We start from the raw sequence: 20,000 nt of genomic DNA on the forward strand, positions 1-20,000 counted from the left end.
CCCCCGGGGGGTGGGTGGCGGCGCCCCCCCCAGGCGCGGGGGGGGCGGGGGGCGGGCGGGCCGGCCGGGGGGGGGGGGGGGGGGGGGGCCCCCCGCGTCCGGCATCCCCGCGCTGATCGCGGAGGTGGAGAGCGCATCGGTGGTGCTGGATACGCCGGCGGCACGCCTTATCGCCCGTGGTGAGGAACGGCCCCTCCTGCTCGATGAAGTCGAAGCGCTTCTGGCGTCGGGGGCGCTCGTGGTGGATGCATGCCGCAATGTGATGCGGGTAGCAGATACGGTCGTCTCGCTGGCGACCCGCCCGGTGCTGTTCGCGCTGGCCCGCGCGCTGGCCGAAGCCTGGCCGGGGGACGTGGCAAGATCGACGCTTATCGCGCGCGCTTTCCGCGGAAAGGACGCGGACGAATCACATCGCGCACGGTTACGGGTCGAAGTCGGGCGGCTTCGCGCGGAGCTTCGTAGCTTGGCCGATGTGAGCGCAACGAAGCGGGGGTTTGCGCTGGCGCCGCGCCGCGCAGGTGAGGTCGTCGTGCTGGCGCCGCCCGTCGAAGAAGAGCATGCCGCCGTGCTCGCCTTCCTCGCTGACGGCGAGTCTTGGTCGAGTTCGGCCTTGGCGATTGCGCTTGGAGCCAGTTCGCGTACCGTGCAGCGGGCGCTCGAGCAGCTCGCCCAGGCCGGCAAGGTGCAGTCGTTCGGCCGCGGACGGGCGCGTCGCTGGATGACCCCGCCGCTGCCGGGTTTCCCGACAATCTTGTTACTCCCCGGTCCACTGCCGGGCTACTAGGATGGAATTATGGAACGATCCTCTGCCGAAATCATCCGTGAATACGGACCCTTTCCGGGTGTCGACCACGTAGACGGCGTTACCTTCGACGGTGAGCATGTCTGGTTTGCCTCAGGCGACAGATTGAACGCCTTCGATCCGGCAAGCGGCAAAGTGGTGCGGTCGATCGAGGTCGCCGCACACGCCGGAACGGCCTTCGACGGCCAGCACCTCTATCAAATCGCCGAGGATCGCATCCAGAAGATCGATCCAAAGAATGGCCAGGTGCTGGCGTCGATCCCGGCGCCTGGCAATGGCGGTGATTCCGGGCTCGCCTGGGCCGAAGGAACGCTCTGGGTCGGGCAGCATCGGGGCCGAAAGATTCATCAGGTCGATCCCGAGACAGGGGCAATCCTTCGCACCATCGTTTCCAACCGCGTCGTCACCGGCGTCAGCTGGGTCGACGGCGAGCTGTGGCATGGGACTTGGGAGGGCGAGGAGAGCGATGTCCGGCGGATCGATCCTGAAACGGGAAAGGTTCTGGAGAAGCTCGATATGCCGCCGGGAACAGGCGTGTCGGGGCTCGAATCCGATGGCGGCGACCAGTTTTTCTGCGGTGGCGGAAACAGCGGCAAGATCAGAGCTGTTCGCCGGCCCAAACGAGGCTCTGCGACCAAGATCTGAGCTTTTTCCATCCCCTCGGCCCGGCCCTTGGCCGGTTCGGTTAGCTCAAGCTCGCGATCAGTTTTTCGAGCAGGCGGGCCAGCATGGTCTGCTCCGGGCGTGCTAACCCAGAAAGTATCTGGTGCTCGTTGGTGACGTGAGCAGTCACCGCCTCATCGATCAAAGCGAGGCCCTTCCCGGTCAGCTGCACAATAATCCCGCGGCGATCGTCGGGGTGCGGCCCGCGCTTGATCAGGCCGGATTTCTCGAGCCGATCGAGGCGGTTGGTCATCGCGCCCGACGTCACCATCGTCGCCTCGTACAGAGCCGTCGGCGTCAGCGCATATGGCGGCCCGCAACGACGCAGCGTCGCCAGCACGTCGAATTCTCCGGATTGCAGCCCGTAACTTGCAAACAGCGGCGCCAGCCGCTCTCGTGCGATCAACGAGGCGGCCTCGTTCAACCGTCCAAGCACGGCCATCGGCGAGACATCGAGATCCGGCCGTTCCTTTTTCCATTGCTCGATCGCTTTTGCCGCGCGATCCATGTCTCTCACCGTTACGTATCTTGACGTGAAGAATCTTTATATTATCTTACCTCAGCTTGTGGTGTAGGCCAAGGGCCGCGAACGGGCGACGGGATGGTGCGATGAAATTTCTCTGGGACTCGGCGCTTGGCCTTCTGGTCGTCACCGGCGGACTGCTCGGCCTGACGCTGCCGTTCGGCAAGATCGCGACGACGGCCGGCGTGCCCGCCATGGTCTGGGCCTTCGTCATCTCGCTTGGCGCCGGCGGCGTGCTTTTGTGCGCATTGCTGCTCAACGGGCAGCGCATGCGGCTTACGCTGCACAGGCTGCGCTATTTCTTCGTGACCGCGGCCGTCTCCTACGCAATCCCCAATCTGCTGATGTTTTCAGCGATTCCGCATCTGGGCGCCGGCTATAGCGGCATCATGTTCACGCTGTCGCCGGTCGTCACGCTGGTGTTCTCGATGCTGCTCGGCGTCAGGCGCCCGACCACGCTGGGCGTCGTCGGCATCGCCGTCGGTTTCGTGGGCGCAGTCATGGTGGCCGTGACGCGCGGCGAAGCGGGCCAGCCGGCCGAATTTTTCTGGGTTGCGATGGGCCTGCTCATCCCCGTCAGCCTCGCCGCCGGCAACATTTACCGTACCGTCGACTGGCCCGAAGGCACCGGCCCGATCGAGCTCGCCGTCGGCAGCCATCTGGCAGCAGCTTTGATGCTGCTTGCCGGCATTCTGGTGCTGCTGGAAGGCAATGCATTCGGCTCGCTCGGCGGCGTGCCGCTGGTCGCTGCGGCACAGGTGGCATCAGCCTCGGCGATGTTCGCCTTCTTCTTCCGCCTGCAAGCGGTCGGCGGCCCGGTCTATCTCAGCCAGATCGGCTACGTCGCGGCGGCGGTCGGGCTGTTTGCCGGGACCCTCTTCCTCGGCGAGCGCTATCAACTGCTGACCTGGGCCGGTGCCGTCATCATCACCGCCGGCGTGTTCATCACCACCAAGGCGCAAAGCCAGAAGACCTAGGGGCGAGGAGGCGTAAGTTCAGACGGATGCCTTCTCCGCCAGCACCATGTAGTTGACGTCCATGTCCTTCGAGCGCTGCCAGCGGTCGGCGAGCGGGTTGTAGGTGACGCCGGTGCGGTCAATGACGGTCAGGCCGGCGCCGGCAAGCGCCTTTTCCAGTTCCTCGGGGCGCACCAGCTTGCCGAACTGGTGGGTGCCGCGGGGCAGCCAGCGCAGCACATATTCGGCGCCGATGATGGCCAGGCCCAGGGCCTTCAGCGTGCGGTTGATGGTGGCCACGAACATGATGCCGCCGGGCTTGACCATCTCGCCGCATTTGGCCAGGAACAGATCGACATCGGCGACATGCTCGACCACTTCCATGTTGAGGATGACGTCGAATTTTTCGCCGGCGTCGGCCAGGTCTTCCGCGGTGGTGGCGCGGTAATCAACGCTCACGCCGACTTCCGCCGCATGCAGCTTGGCCACTTCGATGTTGGTGGCGGAGGCATCGGCGCCGACCACCTCGGCGCCAAGCCGCGCCATCGGTTCGCACAAAAGCCCGCCGCCGCAGCCGATGTCAAGGAAGCGCAGGCCTTCGAACGGCCGTGCCGCACGCGGATCGCGGCCGAAGCGGGCCGCCACCTGGTCGCGGATATAGGCAAGCCGGATCGGGTTGAACTTGTGCAACGGGCGGAACTTGCCGTTCGGGTTCCACCATTCGGCGGCAAGGGCGGAAAAGCGTTCCACCTCTCCGGCATCGATCGTCGATCGTCGGGGCTCAGGCATGGCGTGGTCTCCTCGGACGCTAGGAAGTCGGGCGCGAGGCTGCGAATGTCAAGGCGCGAAATTCACCGCCGGCTGCGCGATGCGCGCGATGCCTGCCGGCGCCGCCTTTTGCCGGCTGCATTTGTGTCAGCACGTGTCAGTTGATGGTGTGCCGGAAGGAAACACCAATGCTTTGGCGAACGAAGCAGAGACATCGGGTTCGGAGGAGTGCACAACGATGCGGACGGTAGCTTCCATTCTTTGGCGCCGGCCTGACCAGGAAGGCCACGACGCTTGTCTTCTGTCGGAAGCGAGTTCCGGGTGGAACCTCAGGGGACACGCGCTTTTCGTCCAGGACGGCAGACCGTGCAGCATCGCGTACGAAGTGAACTGCGACGCCGATTGGCGTACACGCTCGGCGCGTGCCGACGGCTTTCTCGGCACGCAAGAGCTGCATTATGGGATCGAGCGGCTGACCGAGCGCCAATGGACGCTGAACGGCGATCATCAAGCGGAAGTCGACGGTCTCATCGATGTCGATCTCGGCTTCACACCCGCCACAAACCTTTTGGCGCTTCGCCGTTTTGCCCTCGATGTCGGCATGGCGACGCCCGCGCCGGCAGCCTATCTGACATTTCCCGAACTCAGGCTCGTGCGCCTGGAACAGACCTACCAGCGCGTCGATGCGGCACATTACGCCTACGAAGCCCCGATGTTCGGCTACAATGAGATGCTGGAGGTCTCGCCGATCGGTTTCGTCCTCGACTATCCGCGCCTGTGGAGAGCCACGGCACGGCTGGGCTGAAGCGCGCACCATATTGGCAAGACGCAGGGCAGGCACGATGCTGCGCTGGTGTGTCGCCCGGCCGCCAGCGGCGGCACGCCTTGCGAAACGACTGTCATTTGGCTAAGGAGGCCGCGCATTGAGCGCCTCGCCACAGCTTGGCGCATTTTTCCACTTTTCGGCCTTCGGTCCGGCATCCAGTCAAAGGCATTTCGCTTCCATGGCGCGCATCGTGATGAAATTCGGCGGGACCTCCGTCGCCGACATCGCCCGCATCCGCAATGTGGCGCGCCATGTCAAACGCGAGGTCGATGCCGGGCATGAGGTCGCAGTGGTGGTCTCGGCGATGGCCGGCAAGACCAACGAGCTCGTGCAATGGACGCGCGAGGCCTCGCCAATGCACGATGCGCGCGAATACGACGCCGTAGTCGCTTCCGGCGAACAGGTTACGGCCGGCTTGCTGGCGATCGCGCTGCAGAACATCGGCGTGCATGCCCGTTCCTGGCAAGGCTGGCAGATTCCGATCAAGACCGATAACGCGCATGGCGCGGCGCGCATTCTCGATATCGACGGCGGATTCCTGATCAAGCGCTTCGGCGAAGGCCAGGTGGCGGTGGTCGCCGGTTTCCAGGGCATCGGGCCGGACAACCGGATCGCAACACTCGGCCGCGGCGGTTCCGATACCAGCGCAGTCGCCATCGCGGCGGCGGTCAAGGCCGACCGCTGCGATATCTACACCGATGTCGATGGGGTCTACACGACCGATCCGCGCATCGAGCCGAAGGCCCGGCGGCTGGCCAAGATTTCCTTCGAGGAAATGCTCGAAATGGCCTCGCTCGGGGCCAAGGTCCTGCAGGTGCGCTCGGTCGAGCTTGCCATGGTGCACAGGGTGCGTACCTTTGTGCGGTCGTCCTTCGACGATCCCGATGCACCAGGAATGGGGGATTTGCTCAATCCGCCGGGAACGCTTATTTGCGACGAGGAAGAGATCGTGGAACAGCAGGTCGTCACCGGAATTGCCTATGCCAAGGACGAAGCGCAGATTTCGCTGCGCCGCGTCGGCGACCGGCCGGGCGTCGCCGCCGGCATTTTCGGGCCGCTGGCCGAGGCCAACATCAATGTCGATATGATCGTCCAGAACATTTCCGAGGACGGCAAGTTCACTGACATGACCTTCACCGTGCCATCCGGCGACGTCGACAAGGCGCTTGCCGTGCTCGAACGGCTGAAGGCGACGATCGGCTACGACGTGGTGCAGTCGGAAGCCGGCATGTCGAAGGTCTCGGTCATCGGCATCGGCATGCGCAGCCATGCAGGCGTCGCCGCCACCGCCTTCAAGGCGCTGGCCGACCGCGCGATCAACATCCGCGCCATCACAACGTCCGAAATCAAGATTTCGATCCTGATCGACGGTCCCTATACGGAACTAGCAGTTCGCACTTTGCATTCCGTGTACGGTCTGGATAAGCAGTAGCAGACTGCATCGGCCCGAAAATCGGAGTCGATTTTCGGAAGGCGGGATGCGGCGGATCGAAAGGCTTGGAGCGGTCTTTATGCGTCCAATTGGACGATGGCGCTCTAATTGAGTTGTTGCGTTTGTGCCGCTGTGCAGGGCAACCTGCACCGGTTGAAACGCTATTGGAGAAGAAGCCGCGATGCGTGATTCGGCCAGTGGCCCGCGCGTTTTGCTGAAACGGCTCCGCGAGCTCATGCAAGAGCCGCTGGAGCCGCAGGAGCGGCTTGACCGAATCGTGCGCGACATCGCCTCCAACATGGTTGCCGAGGTCTGCTCGCTTTATGTTCTGCGCGCCGATTCGGTGCTCGAACTCTACGCCACCGAAGGCTTGAACCCGAACGCCGTCCACCTGGCGCAGCTCAGGCTGGGCCAAGGCCTGGTCGGCACGATCGCGGCCTCGGCGCGGCCGCTCAACCTCTCCAACGCGCAGGAGCATCCTGCCTTCGCCTACCTGCCGGAGACAGGAGAAGAGATATACAATTCCTTCCTCGGCGTGCCGGTGCTGCGGGCAGGGCGGACGCTCGGCGTCCTGGTCGTGCAGAACAAGACCATGCGCCATTATCGCGACGACGAGGTCGAGGCGCTGGAAACGACGGCGATGGTGATCGCCGAGATGATCGCCACCGGCGATCTGGAGCGGCTGACAAGGCCCGGCCTTGAGCTCGATCTGCGTCGGCCGGTAAGCTTTACCGGCCTGTCCTTCAATGAAGGCGTCGGGCTCGGCCATGTGGTGCTGCACGAGCCGCGTATCGTCGTCACCAACCTGTTCAACGAGGACAGCGAGGAAGAGGTCAGGCGGCTCGACGCCTCGCTCGGCTCGCTCAGGCTCTCCATCGACGACATGCTGGAGCGCCGCGATGTCGCCTTCGAGGGCGAGCATCGCCAGGTGCTCGAAGCCTATCGCATGTTCGCCAACGACCGCGGCTGGGTGCGCCGGCTGGAGGAGGCGATCCGCAATGGCCTGACGGCCGAAGCGGCGGTCGAAAAGGTGCAGAGCGACATGCGTGCCCGCATGCTGCATATGACCGATCCGTATCTGCGGGAACGGATGAGCGATTTCGACGATCTCGCCAATCGGCTGCTGCGGCAGCTGATGGGGCGCGGACCGGAGGACGTCGCGGCCTCGCTGCCCAAGGACGCCATCATCGTCGCCCGCTCGATGGGGGCTGCCGAGCTGCTCGATTATCCCAGGGACAAGCTGCGCGGGCTGGTGCTGGAAGACGGCGCCGCGACCAGCCATGTCGTCATCGTGGCGCGAGCCATGGGCATACCCGTCGCCGGCCAGATGAAGGGCGCCGTTTCCATGGCGGAAAACGGCGATGCCATCATCGTCGACGGCGAGGAAGGCACGATCCATCTGCGCCCGCAGCCCGACCTCGAGGCGGCCTATGCCGAGAAAGTGCGCTTCAGGGCGCGGCGGCAGGAGGTCTACCGCGAGCTGCGCAAGAAGCCGTCGGTGACCAAGGACGGAGTCCAGGTCGATCTTCTGATGAATGCCGGACTGGCGGTGGATTTGCCGCAACTGGCCGAAGCAGGTGCGGCCGGCATCGGCCTGTTCCGCACCGAACTGCAATTCATGGTCGCCTCGACCTTTCCGCGCGCCGAAGCCCAGGAGCGGCTCTATCGTGACGTGCTCGAAGCGGCGCGCGGCAAGCCGGTGACATTCCGCACCATCGATATCGGCGGCGACAAGGTGCTGCCCTATTTCAAGGGCTCGATTCAGGAAGAGAACCCGGCACTCGGCTGGCGCGCCATCCGCCTGACCCTCGACCGGCCCGGATTGCTGCGTACCCAGATCCGCGCGCTGCTCAAGGCGTGCGGCGGACGCGAACTGAAGCTGATGCTGCCGATGGTGACCGAACTCGGCGAGATTGCGCAGGCGCGCGAGATCATCGATCGCGAGGTGCGGCATCTGTCGCGCTTTGCCCATCATTTGCCGACCAGCCTCAAACTCGGGGCGATGCTGGAGGTGCCGTCGCTGCTGTTCCAGCTCGACGAACTGATGAAGGCGGTCGATTTCGTCTCGGTCGGCTCGAACGACCTGTTCCAGTTCGTGATGGCGGTGGATCGCGGCAACACCCAGTTGTCCGACCGCTTCGACCCGCTCTCGACGCCGTTCCTGCGCGTCCTGAAGCAGATTGCCGACGCCGGGGCGCGCAACAATACGCCGGTGACCCTGTGCGGCGAACTTGCCGGCAAGCCGATTTCAGCGATGGCGCTGATCGGCCTTGGTTACCGCTCGATCTCGATGTCGCCGGCATCGATCGGCCCGGTCAAGGCGATGCTGACGGAACTGCCGCTCAGCGAGCTGGAAGCGTTCTTCGACGACAATCTGATGGCGCCGGCGCATGGCCTGCCGATGCGGGCGCTGCTGCAGGCGTTTGCCGACGACCGCTCCATACCGCTGTAGATTCACGTGAGGGCGGCCTGCAAATGTCGATTTTCTGCGCTTCCGGTGCCCATGTACTTAAATGTACATTCCGCTCCGGTTCTCGAAATCCGTCATTTTCGACTCGCCCTGACGTGAATCCCATCGAAGTTCCAGGACCATGATCAACCTGCCCCGCGACCGTATGGATCAAGTCGTCAAGCGTTTCGACATGCTCGAAGCGCAGATGTCGGCCGGGCCGGCGCCGGACGCCTATGTGAGGATGGCCTCCGAATATGCCGACATCCAGCAGATGGTGGCAAAGATCAGGGCACTGCGCGCCGCCGAGCGCGAACAGGCCGATCTGGAGGCGATGCTCGCCGACAAGGGCACCGACGCCGAGATGCGCGCCTTGGCCGAGGCCGACCTGCCGGAGGTCAAGCATCGCATCGAGGTACTGCAAAAGGACATCCAGATCCTGCTGTTGCCCAAGGATGCCGCAGACGACAAGAACGCCATCCTCGAAATCCGCGCCGGCACCGGCGGTGACGAGGCGGCGCTTTTTGCCGGCGACCTGTTTCGCATGTACGAGCGCTATGCAGCGGCGCATGGCTGGCGTTTCGAGACGGTGTCGGCCAGCGAAGGCGAAGTCGGCGGCTACAAGGAAATCATCGCCACCGTTTCGGGCAAGGGCGTCTTTGCCCATCTGAAGTTCGAATCCGGCGTGCACCGGGTGCAGCGCGTGCCGACGACCGAGGCGGGCGGGCGCATCCACACTTCGGCGGCGACGGTCGCGGTGCTGCCGGAAGCCGAAGAGGTCGACATCGACATCCGGGCCGAAGACATCCGCATCGACACGATGCGCGCCTCGGGTTCCGGCGGGCAGCACGTCAACACCACCGATTCGGCCGTGCGCATCACCCATCTGCCGACCGGCATCATGGTAGTGCAGGCGGAAAAATCGCAGCACCAGAACCGGGCGAAGGCCATGCAGATCCTGCGCGCCAGGCTTTACGACCTCGAACGCAGCAAAGCGGACGAGGAACGTTCAGAATCGCGCAAGTCGCAGGTTGGCTCGGGCGACCGCTCGGAACGCATCCGCACCTATAATTTTCCGCAGGGTCGCGTCACCGATCATCGCATCAACCTGACGCTCTACAAGCTCGACCGGGTGATGATGGGTGAACTCGACGAGATCATCGACGCGCTGATAGCCGATCACCAGTCGAAGCTGCTCGCCGATATAGGCATCGATGGCTGACAGCCTGCCCGCCACTCTGGCGCCGCTGCTGCGGGAAGCGCGAAACCGGCTCGCCGCAGCCGGGATTGCGGATCCGGCGCTCGATTCCAGGCTGATCGTCGAGCATTTTTCCGGCACGAACCGCACGCAGGCCATCGCCGATCCTGGGTGCGCGGTCGATGCGGACGTGACGGCGGCAATCGATGCCGCTTTGCGGCGGCGCGTCGCCGGCGAACCGGTGCACCGCATCCTCGGTTACCGCGAATTCTACGGCTTGCGCCTTTCGCTTTCGCCGCAAACGCTGGAGCCGCGACCGGATACCGAAACGCTGGTCGAGGCGGTGCTGCCTTTCGTTAAGGCAACGGCGGCACGCGAAGGCGGTTGCCGCATCCTCGATCTCGGGACCGGCACCGGTGCCATCGCGCTGGCGTTGCTCAGCGCGGTTCCGGCCGCGACCGCCACCGGCGTCGACATTTCGCAAGAGGCGCTGGCCACCGCCACGCGCAATGCCAGGGAATTGGGGCTCGCCGGCCGGTTCACGGCGCTCAAATCCGACTGGTTTGAAAAAGTTTCTGGCCGGTACCATGTAATTGCCGCAAACCCTCCCTATATACCCTCAGACGACATTGGAAATCTGCAGGACGAGGTCCGCGGTTTCGATCCACGCCAGGCCCTGGATGGCGGTGTGGACGGTCTGAGCCCCTACAGGAAGATCGCCGCAGGAGCGGCAGCGTATTTGGAAGTCCAAGGCAGGATTGCGGTCGAGATCGGCCATACGCAGCACCAACAGGTTACGGAGATATTCTCCGCGGCCGGGTACAGTTCTGTCGGGGTGTTTCGTGATCTCGGCGGAAACAACAGAGTTCTTGTGTTCGAACGGTGGAAGCCGTGATGCAGTGCGAAAAAAGCGCTTGGCAATACCGGGGAATGCGGCTAGGGTCGCCTTAACCGGATGAGACGAAGCAGGCAGTGCTCTTAGCGATTCGGTTTTCCTTGGAAATAGCTGCCTTCTTGCGCAAACGACGCCCAAGCTTCGTGCGGGAATCGTCCGGCAAGTGAAGTAACCGGAACAGGATGGCACGTGGCGCCAACGCAATTGATGCGGGCGAACGCCGGTGAAAGAACGAAACGGCTGGCCGCATGAGCGCCTCCGTTCGTGAAGAGTTTTTCGAAAATTTCAAAGTGAAGAGAGTCTAATGAGGCCACAACAGCAAAACAGGCGCATGCGCGGTCGCAACAACAATGGCGGCGGCGGCAATAACAATAACAACCGTAAGGGGCCGAATCCCCTGACGCGCAACTATGAGAGCAACGGCCCGGACGTGAAGATCCGCGGATCGGCTCAGCAGATTGCCGAGAAGTACGCAACCCTTGCCCGTGACGCGCACAGCTCCGGCGACCGGGTGATGGCGGAAAACTATCTCCAGCACGCAGAACACTATAACCGCATCATCGCAGCCGCTCAGGCGCAGATGCCGATCCAGAACGCCCAGCAGATTCGCGATGATTTCGACGATGATGGCGACGAGGATCGCGACGAGTTCGACAATGCCGGCAACAACAATGCCAACGAGACATCGGGCTCGACGGTCAATCAGGGGGCCGGCCCGCAGCCGGTCATCGATGGCACGCCGGCCGAGCTGGCGCTGAACCAGGAAAACAGCCGTGACAATCGCGGCCGCCGCGATAACCGTGACGGCCGCGACAATAATGGCGGACGCCACCGCGACCGTCGCCCCAATGGCGGTTACGGCCAGAACGGCCAGCGTGGCGAGTATAGCTCGCGCGGCGAGCAGCAGGGTGGCCAGCGCGTCGAACAGCCACGGCGCGACGAGGTTCCGGCGCAGGCGGAGCCCGTGCGGGCAGCTGAGCCGATCTTGGTGGGTGAGCCCGCACAGCAATTTGACAACCTTTCGCCGGCGGGTCTCGCCGCCCAGGCCGAGCTCAACGAAGCCGCTGCCGAAAGCAGCCCGGCCCGCCGCCCCAGGCGCCCGCGTCGCCCGCGCCTCGATGTCGAACAGGCAAATGGCGGCAACGACAACGCCGGCCCTGAGAGTGCCGAGACAAGCAATGCCGAGACAAGCAATGCCGGGACTGGCAATGCCGGGACTGGCAATACCGACGCTGGCAATGTCGATGCAGCGCCGGCTGAAAGCCCCGGCGGTCAAGCTGTGATCGCAGACGTCGAGAATTGATCGAAAAAACGTTCGCTGCGCACTTTTGCGCGACATGTATGGACGGCGGAGAGAAATCTCCGCCGTTTTTGTTTTGCGCGCTCGCAATATTATCCATTCGCCAGTGTCGAGGCGTCTTGAGGGTCCGTGGTTTGCGTCCCATATCTTGCGTGAACAGGATCCGGCTCGAACGGGCGGGTCCGTCACCGCAATCTGATCCGGTGCCGCGAAGCGGGCCGGTGACGGAAGGAGACAGGCATGAATCTTGAAAAATATTCCGAGCGCGTGCGCGGCTTTATCCAGTCCGCGCAAACCATGGCGCTTTCCCGCAATCACCAGCAATTCACCCCCGAGCATATCCTCAAGGTCCTCGTCGATGACGACGAGGGCCTGGCTGCGTCGCTGATCGAGCGCGCCGGCGGCAATGTCCGGGACGTCAAGCTCGGCGTCGAAACGGCACTGGAGGCAATGCCCAAGGTCGAGGGCGGCAATGGCCAGCTCTATCTGGCCCAGCCGCTGGCAAAGGTGTTTTCGACCGCCGAGGAACTGGCCAAGAAGGCCGGTGACAGCTTCGTCACCGTCGAACGGCTGTTGCAGGCGCTCGCCATGGAAAAATCGGCCAAGACGGCCGACATCCTGGCCAAGGCCGGTGTCACGCCGCAGAAGCTGAACCAGGTCGTCAACGACGTACGCAAAGGTCGTACCGCCGATTCGGCGAGCGCCGAGCAGGGCTACGACGCGCTGAAGAAATACGCGCGCGACCTGACGGCGGACGCTCGCGCGGGCAAGCTCGATCCGGTCATCGGCCGTGACGACGAGATCCGCCGCACGATCCAGGTGCTGTCGCGCCGCACCAAGAACAACCCGGTGCTGATCGGCGACCCCGGCGTCGGCAAGACGGCGATCGCTGAAGGGCTGGCGCTGCGCATCGTCAATGGCGATGTGCCGGAATCGCTCAAGGACAAGCAGCTGATGGCGCTCGACATGGGCTCGCTGATCGCCGGCGCCAAATACCGCGGCGAGTTCGAGGAGCGGCTGAAGGCGGTACTTTCCGAGGTCACGTCCGCCGCCGGCGGCATCATCCTGTTCATCGACGAGATGCACACGTTGGTCGGCGCCGGCAAGGCGGATGGCGCCATGGACGCGTCGAACCTGCTGAAGCCGGCGCTGGCCCGCGGCGAACTGCACTGCGTCGGCGCCACTACGCTCGACGAATACCGCAAGCATGTCGAGAAGGATGCGGCCCTTGCCCGCCGCTTCCAGCCGGTCTTCGTCAATGAGCCAACGGTCGAAGACACCGTTTCGATCCTGCGCGGCCTGAAAGAGAAATACGAGCAGCACCACAAGGTGCGCATCTCGGATTCGGCGCTGGTCGCGGCCGCAACCCTGTCCAACCGCTACATCGCTGACCGCTTCCTGCCGGACAAGGCGATCGACCTGGTCGACGAGGCCGCGTCGCGGCTCCGCATGCAGGTCGATTCGAAGCCCGAGGCGCTGGACGAGATAGATCGCCGCATCATGCAGCTCAAGATCGAGCGCGAGGCGCTCAAGGTCGAGAAGGACGACGCCTCGAAGGACCGGCTCGCCCGGCTCGAGAAGGAACTCTCGAACCTCGAGGAGGAATCGACCGAGCTGACCTCGAAATGGCAGGCCGAGAAGCAGAAGCTCGGCCTTGCCGCCGACCTCAAGAAACAGCTCGACGAGGCGCGCAACGAACTTGCCATCGCCCAGCGCCAGGGTGAATTCCAGCGCGCCGGCGAACTTGCCTACGGCAAGATCCCGGAACTCGAAAAGCAGCTGAAGCAGGCCGAAGCCAGGGATGGCAAGGCCGGCATGGTCGAAGAAGTGGTCGGCCCCGATCACGTCGCTCATATCGTCTCGCGCTGGACGGGGATCCCGGTCGACAAGATGCTGGAAGGCGAGCGCGACAAGCTGTTGCGCATGGAAGACGAGATCGGCAAGCGCGTCGTCGGCCAGGGCGAGGCCGTGCAGGCAGTGTCGAAGGCGGTACGCCGTGCGCGCGCCGGTCTGCAGGACCCGAACCGGCCGCTCGGCTCGTTCATGTTCCTCGGGCCGACGGGCGTCGGCAAGACCGAACTGACCAAGGCGCTGGCCAGCTTCCTGTTCGATGACGAGAGCGCGATGGTGCGTATCGACATGTCGGAGTTCATGGAGAAGCACTCGGTCGCCCGGCTGATCGGCGCGCCTCCCGGCTATGTCGGCTATGAGGAAGGCGGCGCGCTGACCGAAGCGGTGCGGCGCCGGCCCTATCAGGTCGTGCTGTTCGACGAGATCGAGAAGGCGCATCCGGACGTGTTCAACGTGCTGCTGCAGGTGCTCGACGACGGCCGGCTGACGGACGGCCAGGGCCGCACGGTCGACTTCCGCAATACGCTGATCATCATGACGTCCAATCTCGGCGCCGAATATCTGGTCAATCTCGGCGAGGACCAGGATGTCGACGTCGTGCGCGACGAGGTGATGAATGTCGTCAGGGCTTCGTTCCGGCCGGAATTCCTCAACCGCATCGACGAGGTCATCCTGTTCCACCGGCTGCGCCGCCAGGATATGGGCCAGATCGTCCAAATCCAGCTCAAGCGGCTGGAAAACCTGCTTGTCGACCGCAAGATATCGCTTTCGCTCGATCAGGAGGCGATCGACTGGCTGGCGGCCAAGGGTTACGACCCGGCCTATGGCGCGCGGCCGCTGAAGCGGGTGATGCAGAAGGAATTGCAGGATCCGCTGGCGGAAAAGATACTGCTCGGCGAGATCCTTGACGGCTCGACCGTCAAGGTCACCGCCGGATCCGACCGCTTGAACTTCCGCTCGAAGCCCGCGGTCGTGGCAACCGAGGCGGCCGCCTGAGTTCAAGCCAAGAGCCTGTTCCATCCCGATCGAATCGGGATGGATTTCCTATCTTCAATTTCGACCATGATCTTTTCCGAAAAACCGGCATCCGCTTTTTGCTACGCGGACCCGTCGGTCCATGGTCTAACACCACTGGCGGGCGCAGATGACTTTGGACGACTACAACAGTTTCTGCGCCTCGCTGCCTTCGACGACCCATGTCGTGCAGTGGGGTGGCGCGCATGTCTGGAAAGTCGGCGGCAAGGTGTTTGCGATCGGCGGCTGGAGTGAAGGCAAGGAGCCGTTCGTCACCTTCAAATGCTCCGAGATCGCTTATGACGTGCTGAGGGAACAGCCGGGCCTTCGGCCGGCGCCGTATCTCGCCTCGCGCGGCATGAAATGGATCCAGCGCCGGACAAGCGAAAGCATGGATGATGAGGCGCTGAAGGATTATTTGCGCGAAAGCCACCGTCTCGTCGTGCTGAAGCTGACGAAGCAGACGCGCAAGGAATTGGGATTCGCTGCCGGTTAATCGGTCAGAAATCCGCCATCTTCATGCCCGGTTCATATTGGAACCTTATCGTGTGCAAGTGATTTGCTGGCGAAGGGGTTGGCGACCACATCGGCCCGAAATCGAGTTTGATTTTCGCAAAGCACGATGCGGAGATGTGAAGCGTTAGAGCGTCCTTGCACCCAAAAGGACGCGCGGCGCTCTTGAGAGACAATGCCGGCGGCGGCAATTACGGACCGGAGAATTTTGGCCATCATGTTGCGCACCATCCTCACCCTTTCAGCGTTTGCTGCCGGGCTGCTGGCGTCGAATGCGATGGCCTCGCCGATGGCCGATACCGCGCCGCGGGTGGTTCGTGCTGCCAATGACGGCGGCATTCTTGTCGCCCAGGACGGCAATCTCGACATCTATTACGACGCCAGGGGAAACCGCGTCATCGTCGATGCGGAAACCGGCAAGGTCATCGCCATCCAGCCGCCGCAGACCAGGCTCGACCGCCGTGTTTTGCGTCGCGAGCGCTTGCGCAACCTCGGGCCGGTCGAGGAGGACGATCCCTATTATCTCGACGACCCTGAGGACACGGCCCGGTTCCGCCGCAGGCAGTTGGAAGACGAAGGCAGGATCATCGTGCCGCCGGACGACGAGTACGACCCCTATGGCGACAATTCGATGGAAGCCTTCCCCGAAGCGCCGCGGGATGACGGCTACGGCAACGATTACCCGGAGGCAGCGCAGCCGGTGAGGCCACGCACCATCGAGCGCCAGCCGCTCAACGAAGCCTCGATCGAGCCGGTCGAGCCGACAGTGCCGAATGAGCAGGCGGCCTTGCCGCCAAACACAGCCCCGCCGCCAAGCACTGGCGGCAAGACGGCGGTCGACCCGCCGCTTTCGCTCGGCGCCCGCCAGGACGTGGCGGCGCTGCAGGTGCTGCTCGACCGCGCCGGTGCGTCGCCCGGTGTCATCGACGGACGCTTCGGCTCGAATGTCGACAAGGCGCTCGCCGCCTATAACGAGATCACCGGCAACAATCTGAAATCGACCGACGCGATCGGCATCCAGGCGGCCCTGGCGCAATCCGGCGGCGATGCCTTCGCCTCCTATACGATCACGCCCGAGGATGCGGCCGGCCCTTATGTTGCCTCGATACCGGAGGACTACAGCCAAAAGGCCCAGCTCGACCGCATGGGCTACACGTCGGTGCCCGAAGCGCTGGCCGAGCGCTTCCATATGGATGAAACCTATCTGAAGCAGCTCAATCCGGACGCCAATTTCAATCGTCCGGGCACCATCATCAAGGTTGCCAATTTCGGCAGGCTGGTGGCGACGCCGGTGGCGCGCATCATCGCCGACAAGGCCAACAAGCAGGTCCGTGCCTACGACGCGGCGGGCAAGCTGGTCGCAGCCTATCCGGCGACTATCGGCTCGTCGGATACGCCGTCGCCGTCCGGCACGCATGCGGTGTCGCGTGTCGCATTGGACCCGAACTACACCTACAACCCTAACATCAATTTCAAGCAGGGCGAAAACGACAGGATCCTGACCATCCCGCCGGGGCCGAACGGCCCGGTCGGCTCGGTCTGGATCGCACTGGACAAGCCGACCTACGGCATTCACGGCACGCCGGATCCGTCCAAGATCGGCAAGACCGAAAGCCATGGCTGCGTGCGACTGACCAATTGGGATGCGCGCGAGCTCGCCAAGATCGTGACGCCCGGCGTTATCGTGGAGTTCGTCGAGTAATTTCCCTGGTTCAAAAGTTTGGCAGGTCGGATGCTTTCGCAGATCGCCAGCCTTGGAGATTTGCCGAAACCCTATCGTGTCGTCATCCTGGGGCGGAGCAAGGAGCGAAGCGACGCGGCGCAGACCCCTGGATCCATGCCGTTACGATGGAGCACCGCGACGGCGCGGAATTCTGCTCTGCCGCACCCTTCGGCCGAGATCACGGCATGGATCCCAGGGTCTTCGCGACGGAGCTTCGCTCCTGCTTCGCCCAGGGATGACGAAGCTGAGGGGCCTCGGCCAACGTCCACGGTTTGCGACAGCCCACTGCGATGAACGATGTCACCCGATGACCTTGCGCAGCAGTGGCGCGCGCAGCGCTGCGGCATAGGTCAGCTGCACCACCAGGATGAAGCCGACGCTGAGCAACGGGCTGGCTAGGCATAGTGCCGCGCCGATCGCCCACAGGATCTGTGCCTTGACGATGCGCAGATAGACCGTTCGGGTGGTCTCCGCATCGACACCGTCGGCCAGGAATCCGTTTTTGTCCGCATAGCGCCAACTGGCGAGCAGCGTCAGTCCCAGCATCAGAAGATTGAGCCAGTAGACGAGCACCGCGGTCCTGAATTCAAGGAAGTCGGCCAAAAGATCGGTCGAGAACGGCAGCAAGGCGATGAAGCCGAGGAAGCAGAGGTTCAACGTGGCAAGCCGCCGGTCGGATTTTGCGATCAACCCGTGTTGCGCCTGCTGGCCGAACCAGAAGATGGTCAGCGTCAGGAAGCTGAGCGCATAGGTCAGGAAGCGGGGCGCCAGTGCTGTGATCGCGGCGATCAACTCGCTTTCGGAATGCACCGTTTCATGCGCCGGCACCCTGATCTCGAGAACGATCAGGGTGAGCGCGATGGCGAACACGCCGTCGGTGATGCCGACGACGCGCCCGCGTCCTTCCGCCGAGGGTTCGAGCGGTCGTTTCATGCGGTAGTTCCCCCTTGTCGCAGCGTTGCGGAAAATCTAGCACGGCATCCACCGTTTGCACCCGGACTGGCGTACTCCTGTCTGTATGGCCAGGTTCGGCCCTGGTTTCAACGAGAACAGCCTGCTGGCCGGTTGTCGGCGGCATGCCAGCGGTCTAGGTAAGGCGGCATGCACACGCCAACCAAAGTCGGTACAGGCGCCGTTCCCCTGACCGGGCCACTTCCGGCCGACACGTTCTGCCCGCAGGCGCAGCGGCGGTTCGTGCTGATCGCCGCGATTCTGGCTTCCGCACTCGGTTTTATCGATGGATCGGTCCTGGCCATTGCGACGCCGGCGATCCGCGTCGATCTCGGCGCCAGCCTGGCCGAGGCGCAATGGATCTCCAACGCCTATGCGTTGACGCTTTCAGCCCTCATTCTCGTCGGCGGCGCCGCTGGCGATCGCTTCGGCCTGCGCCACTCTTTCGTCGCCGGCATCGTCCTGTTCATTGCCGCCTCGCTTGCCTGCGCGCTGGCGCCTAACCCGCCGATGCTTATTGTATTTCGGGCTGTCCAGGGTATCGGAGCGGCCATCATGGTGCCCGGCAGCCTGGCCATTATCGCCAAAGCCTATCCAAAAAAGGAACGCGGCCGGGCGATCGGCATCTGGGCCGCGGCATCGGCACTGACGACGGCGCTCGGCCCGGTGCTGGGCGGCTTCGTGCTGTCAGCCTTCGGCGACGGCATCTGGCGGGCGATCTTCGCCATTAATCTGCCGCTCGGTCTCATCTCGATCTATCTTCTGCTGGCCAAGGTCCCTGCCGATGCACCGGCGGAAAAGCGCAGCCTCGATCTCGGCGGCGCTGCACTCGCCATATTGGCGTTCGGAGCTCTCGCTTACGGCCTGACCTCGATGAGCGGCGACGGGGAGGGGCTGATGTCCGGCCCGAGTATTGCCGCCGGTGCGGTTTTGCTCGTCGTGTTCATCGTCTTCGAGCGCCGGCAGCGCGAGCCGATGATTGACCTGTCGTTGTTTCGAATCGGCGCGTTCGCGGGCGCTAACGTGGCGACCTTCTTCCTTTATTTTGCCCTGTCGGCCAATTTGTTCTATCTGCCGATGCTCATGATCGCCGGATGGGGGCTGAGCGCGGCCGAGGTCGGCTTTATATTCCTGCCGCTGTCGGCGTTGATGGCACTGTTATCCGGACCGGTTGGCCAGTGGTCCGACCGCATCGGGCCTCGCTTTCCGATCGCCAGCGGCAGTCTGGTTGTGGCTCTTGCCTTTGCCGGACTTGCCTTGCTGGCCTATTGGGGCATCCACAGTTTCTGGCTGGGGGTATTCCCGCTGATGGCTCTGATGGGGTTCGGCATGGCGCTGGTGGTATCGCCGCTGTCGACCGCCATCATGACGGCGGTCGAGGACAAGGATACGGGGGCGGCCTCGGGCATCAACAACGCCGTTTCGCGGATCGGCGGCCTGATTGCTGTGGCGGCGATGGGATCGCTGGCGGCATGGGTCTATGCTGGCGTGCTCGGCACCGGTGCCGGCACCGGCCTTCCGGGTTTCGGCGAACCGCCGCCCGCCGGCCTGGCGCCCGGCCTCGATGCGGCACGACTTGCCGCCAGCGACGCGGCATTCGCGGCCGTTGCCGCGGTGACCGCGCTGCTTTGCCTGCTTTCGGCAATCACCGCCTGGACGACGGTTTCGGGCGAGCGGCTGCCATGGGTGCGCGACACGGCGAATCAGCAGGGCTGACCACGAAAAAACGTCGGCTCAGCCTTCGATCTTGGCGCTCGCGACCTTCAACTGATTGCTGTCTTCCTGCTTGAGCAGGTCGTCGATGCGTTCGCGCTCGCGCTTGAAGGCGACGAGGTCGTCGCCCTTCAGCGTCTTGCCGACCGGCAGGCGGACGCGCATCGAATCGACCTTGGTGCCGTTGACGATCAGTTCGTAATGAAGGTGCGGACCGGTGGAGAGGCCGGTTGAGCCGAGATAGCCGATAACCTGACCCTGGCGAACGCGAACACCCGGCTCGATGCCTTTGGCAAACGCGCTCTGGTGATTGTAGGACGTCTCGTAGCCATTGGCGTGACGCAAGATGATCTGCTTGCCATAGCCACCGGCCCAGCCGGCCTTTTCGACGACGCCATTGCCTGCGGCAATGATCGGCGATCC

The 20,000-nt window shown here is 63.8% G+C and carries 16 protein-coding genes and 1 pseudogene (1 of these 17 running past the window's edge); 13 read left to right on the forward strand and 4 right to left on the reverse strand.

Features of this window, described 5'->3' with window-relative positions; translation table 11 throughout:
• Positions 1-784 (forward strand): annotated as a pseudogene (locus tag NKH78_RS31090) (hypothetical protein); the annotation flags it as partial.
• Positions 785-793: 9 nt separating this feature from the next.
• Entirely contained in the window at positions 794-1,447 is a 654-nt protein-coding gene (locus tag NKH78_RS31095; protein WP_352702566.1) for a Vgb family protein, read from the forward strand.
• Positions 1,448-1,487: 40 nt separating this feature from the next.
• Here NKH78_RS31095 and NKH78_RS31100 read toward each other — a convergent pair whose 3' ends face one another.
• Complete coding sequence (locus NKH78_RS31100) at positions 1,488-1,973, reverse strand: MarR family winged helix-turn-helix transcriptional regulator (protein ID WP_352737570.1); 486 nt, start codon at positions 1,971-1,973, stop codon at positions 1,488-1,490.
• Positions 1,974-2,074: 101 nt separating this feature from the next.
• Here NKH78_RS31100 and NKH78_RS31105 point away from each other — a divergent pair, with 101 nt between their 5' ends.
• Positions 2,075-2,965 (forward strand): DMT family transporter, encoded by an 891-nt coding sequence (locus tag NKH78_RS31105; protein ID WP_352737569.1) that lies wholly within the window; start codon positions 2,075-2,077, stop codon positions 2,963-2,965.
• An 18-nt stretch (positions 2,966-2,983) separates the two neighbouring features.
• Here NKH78_RS31105 and ubiG read toward each other — a convergent pair whose 3' ends face one another.
• Entirely contained in the window at positions 2,984-3,733 is a 750-nt protein-coding gene (gene ubiG, locus NKH78_RS31110; protein WP_254816707.1) for a bifunctional 2-polyprenyl-6-hydroxyphenol methylase/3-demethylubiquinol 3-O-methyltransferase UbiG, read from the reverse strand.
• Positions 3,734-3,950: 217 nt separating this feature from the next.
• Here ubiG and NKH78_RS31115 point away from each other — a divergent pair, with 217 nt between their 5' ends.
• From NKH78_RS31115 to NKH78_RS31155, 9 genes are all read left to right on the forward strand, one after another.
• Positions 3,951-4,517 carry a putative glycolipid-binding domain-containing protein gene (locus NKH78_RS31115; RefSeq protein ID WP_352737568.1) on the forward strand — a complete coding sequence of 189 codons (567 nt, stop codon included), beginning with the start codon at positions 3,951-3,953 and terminating at the stop codon, positions 4,515-4,517.
• Between the two features lie 199 nt (positions 4,518-4,716).
• Positions 4,717-5,970, forward strand: coding sequence for an aspartate kinase (locus NKH78_RS31120; protein WP_352456701.1), 1,254 nt, complete (start codon positions 4,717-4,719; stop codon positions 5,968-5,970).
• Positions 5,971-6,151: 181 nt separating this feature from the next.
• The gene (gene ptsP / locus NKH78_RS31125) at positions 6,152-8,422 is read left to right on the forward strand and encodes a phosphoenolpyruvate--protein phosphotransferase (RefSeq protein WP_352737567.1); all 2,271 of its coding nucleotides are present in this window, start codon (positions 6,152-6,154) and stop codon (positions 8,420-8,422) included.
• A gap of 139 nt (positions 8,423-8,561) precedes the next feature.
• Positions 8,562-9,641 (forward strand): peptide chain release factor 1, encoded by a 1,080-nt coding sequence (prfA, locus tag NKH78_RS31130; protein WP_352506686.1) that lies wholly within the window; start codon positions 8,562-8,564, stop codon positions 9,639-9,641.
• Positions 9,634-10,512, forward strand: a complete 879-nt coding sequence (gene prmC / locus NKH78_RS31135) for a peptide chain release factor N(5)-glutamine methyltransferase (protein ID WP_352779279.1) — start codon at positions 9,634-9,636, stop codon at positions 10,510-10,512. Before prfA ends, prmC begins: the two co-directional genes overlap by 8 nt.
• Before the next feature lie 331 nt (positions 10,513-10,843).
• Positions 10,844-11,815: a DUF4167 domain-containing protein gene (locus tag NKH78_RS31140; RefSeq protein ID WP_352885027.1), complete on the forward strand. Its 972-nt coding sequence runs from the start codon at positions 10,844-10,846 to the stop codon at positions 11,813-11,815.
• Positions 11,816-12,052: 237 nt separating this feature from the next.
• Positions 12,053-14,659 (forward strand): ATP-dependent chaperone ClpB, encoded by a 2,607-nt coding sequence (clpB, locus tag NKH78_RS31145; RefSeq protein WP_352737564.1) that lies wholly within the window; start codon positions 12,053-12,055, stop codon positions 14,657-14,659.
• 148 nt (positions 14,660-14,807) lie between these two features.
• Positions 14,808-15,173: an MmcQ/YjbR family DNA-binding protein gene (locus NKH78_RS31150; RefSeq protein WP_352779276.1), complete on the forward strand. Its 366-nt coding sequence runs from the start codon at positions 14,808-14,810 to the stop codon at positions 15,171-15,173.
• Between the two features lie 234 nt (positions 15,174-15,407).
• The gene (locus NKH78_RS31155) at positions 15,408-16,892 is read left to right on the forward strand and encodes a L,D-transpeptidase family protein (protein ID WP_352737561.1); all 1,485 of its coding nucleotides are present in this window, start codon (positions 15,408-15,410) and stop codon (positions 16,890-16,892) included.
• A 321-nt stretch (positions 16,893-17,213) separates the two neighbouring features.
• On the opposite strand, the gene NKH78_RS31160 is transcribed toward NKH78_RS31155, so the two are convergent.
• The gene (locus NKH78_RS31160) at positions 17,214-17,846 is read right to left on the reverse strand and encodes a TMEM175 family protein (protein WP_352506681.1); all 633 of its coding nucleotides are present in this window, start codon (positions 17,844-17,846) and stop codon (positions 17,214-17,216) included.
• A gap of 168 nt (positions 17,847-18,014) precedes the next feature.
• Between NKH78_RS31160 and NKH78_RS31165 the strand changes: the two genes are divergently transcribed.
• Positions 18,015-19,580 carry an MFS transporter gene (locus tag NKH78_RS31165; RefSeq protein WP_352779270.1) on the forward strand — a complete coding sequence of 522 codons (1,566 nt, stop codon included), beginning with the start codon at positions 18,015-18,017 and terminating at the stop codon, positions 19,578-19,580.
• A gap of 18 nt (positions 19,581-19,598) precedes the next feature.
• On the opposite strand, the gene NKH78_RS31170 is transcribed toward NKH78_RS31165, so the two are convergent.
• Positions 19,599-20,000 carry the 3' end of a M23 family metallopeptidase gene (locus NKH78_RS31170; RefSeq protein ID WP_352737559.1) on the reverse strand. It continues 1,557 nt past the right edge of the window, so only the last 402 of its 1,959 coding nucleotides appear in the window; the start codon falls outside the window, past its right edge; its stop codon occupies positions 19,599-19,601.

Origin of the sequence: Mesorhizobium sp. M0910 (assembly GCF_040319465.1) — a bacterium.
Classification (GTDB): Bacteria; Pseudomonadota; Alphaproteobacteria; order Rhizobiales; family Rhizobiaceae; genus Mesorhizobium.

Coding starts and splice junctions, on each gene's coding strand:
- NKH78_RS31095 (WP_352702566.1), top strand. CDS start 794: ATGGAACGATCCTCTGCCGAAATCATCCGTGAATACGGACCCTTTCCG.
- NKH78_RS31100 (WP_352737570.1), bottom strand. CDS start 1,973: ATGGATCGCGCGGCAAAAGCGATCGAGCAATGGAAAAAGGAACGGCCG.
- NKH78_RS31105 (WP_352737569.1), top strand. CDS start 2,075: ATGAAATTTCTCTGGGACTCGGCGCTTGGCCTTCTGGTCGTCACCGGC.
- ubiG (WP_254816707.1), bottom strand. CDS start 3,733: ATGCCTGAGCCCCGACGATCGACGATCGATGCCGGAGAGGTGGAACGC.
- NKH78_RS31115 (WP_352737568.1), top strand. CDS start 3,951: ATGCGGACGGTAGCTTCCATTCTTTGGCGCCGGCCTGACCAGGAAGGC.
- NKH78_RS31120 (WP_352456701.1), top strand. CDS start 4,717: ATGGCGCGCATCGTGATGAAATTCGGCGGGACCTCCGTCGCCGACATC.
- ptsP (WP_352737567.1), top strand. CDS start 6,152: ATGCGTGATTCGGCCAGTGGCCCGCGCGTTTTGCTGAAACGGCTCCGC.
- prfA (WP_352506686.1), top strand. CDS start 8,562: ATGATCAACCTGCCCCGCGACCGTATGGATCAAGTCGTCAAGCGTTTC.
- prmC (WP_352779279.1), top strand. CDS start 9,634: ATGGCTGACAGCCTGCCCGCCACTCTGGCGCCGCTGCTGCGGGAAGCG.
- NKH78_RS31140 (WP_352885027.1), top strand. CDS start 10,844: ATGCGCGGTCGCAACAACAATGGCGGCGGCGGCAATAACAATAACAAC.
- clpB (WP_352737564.1), top strand. CDS start 12,053: ATGAATCTTGAAAAATATTCCGAGCGCGTGCGCGGCTTTATCCAGTCC.
- NKH78_RS31150 (WP_352779276.1), top strand. CDS start 14,808: ATGACTTTGGACGACTACAACAGTTTCTGCGCCTCGCTGCCTTCGACG.
- NKH78_RS31155 (WP_352737561.1), top strand. CDS start 15,408: ATGTTGCGCACCATCCTCACCCTTTCAGCGTTTGCTGCCGGGCTGCTG.
- NKH78_RS31160 (WP_352506681.1), bottom strand. CDS start 17,846: ATGAAACGACCGCTCGAACCCTCGGCGGAAGGACGCGGGCGCGTCGTC.
- NKH78_RS31165 (WP_352779270.1), top strand. CDS start 18,015: ATGCACACGCCAACCAAAGTCGGTACAGGCGCCGTTCCCCTGACCGGG.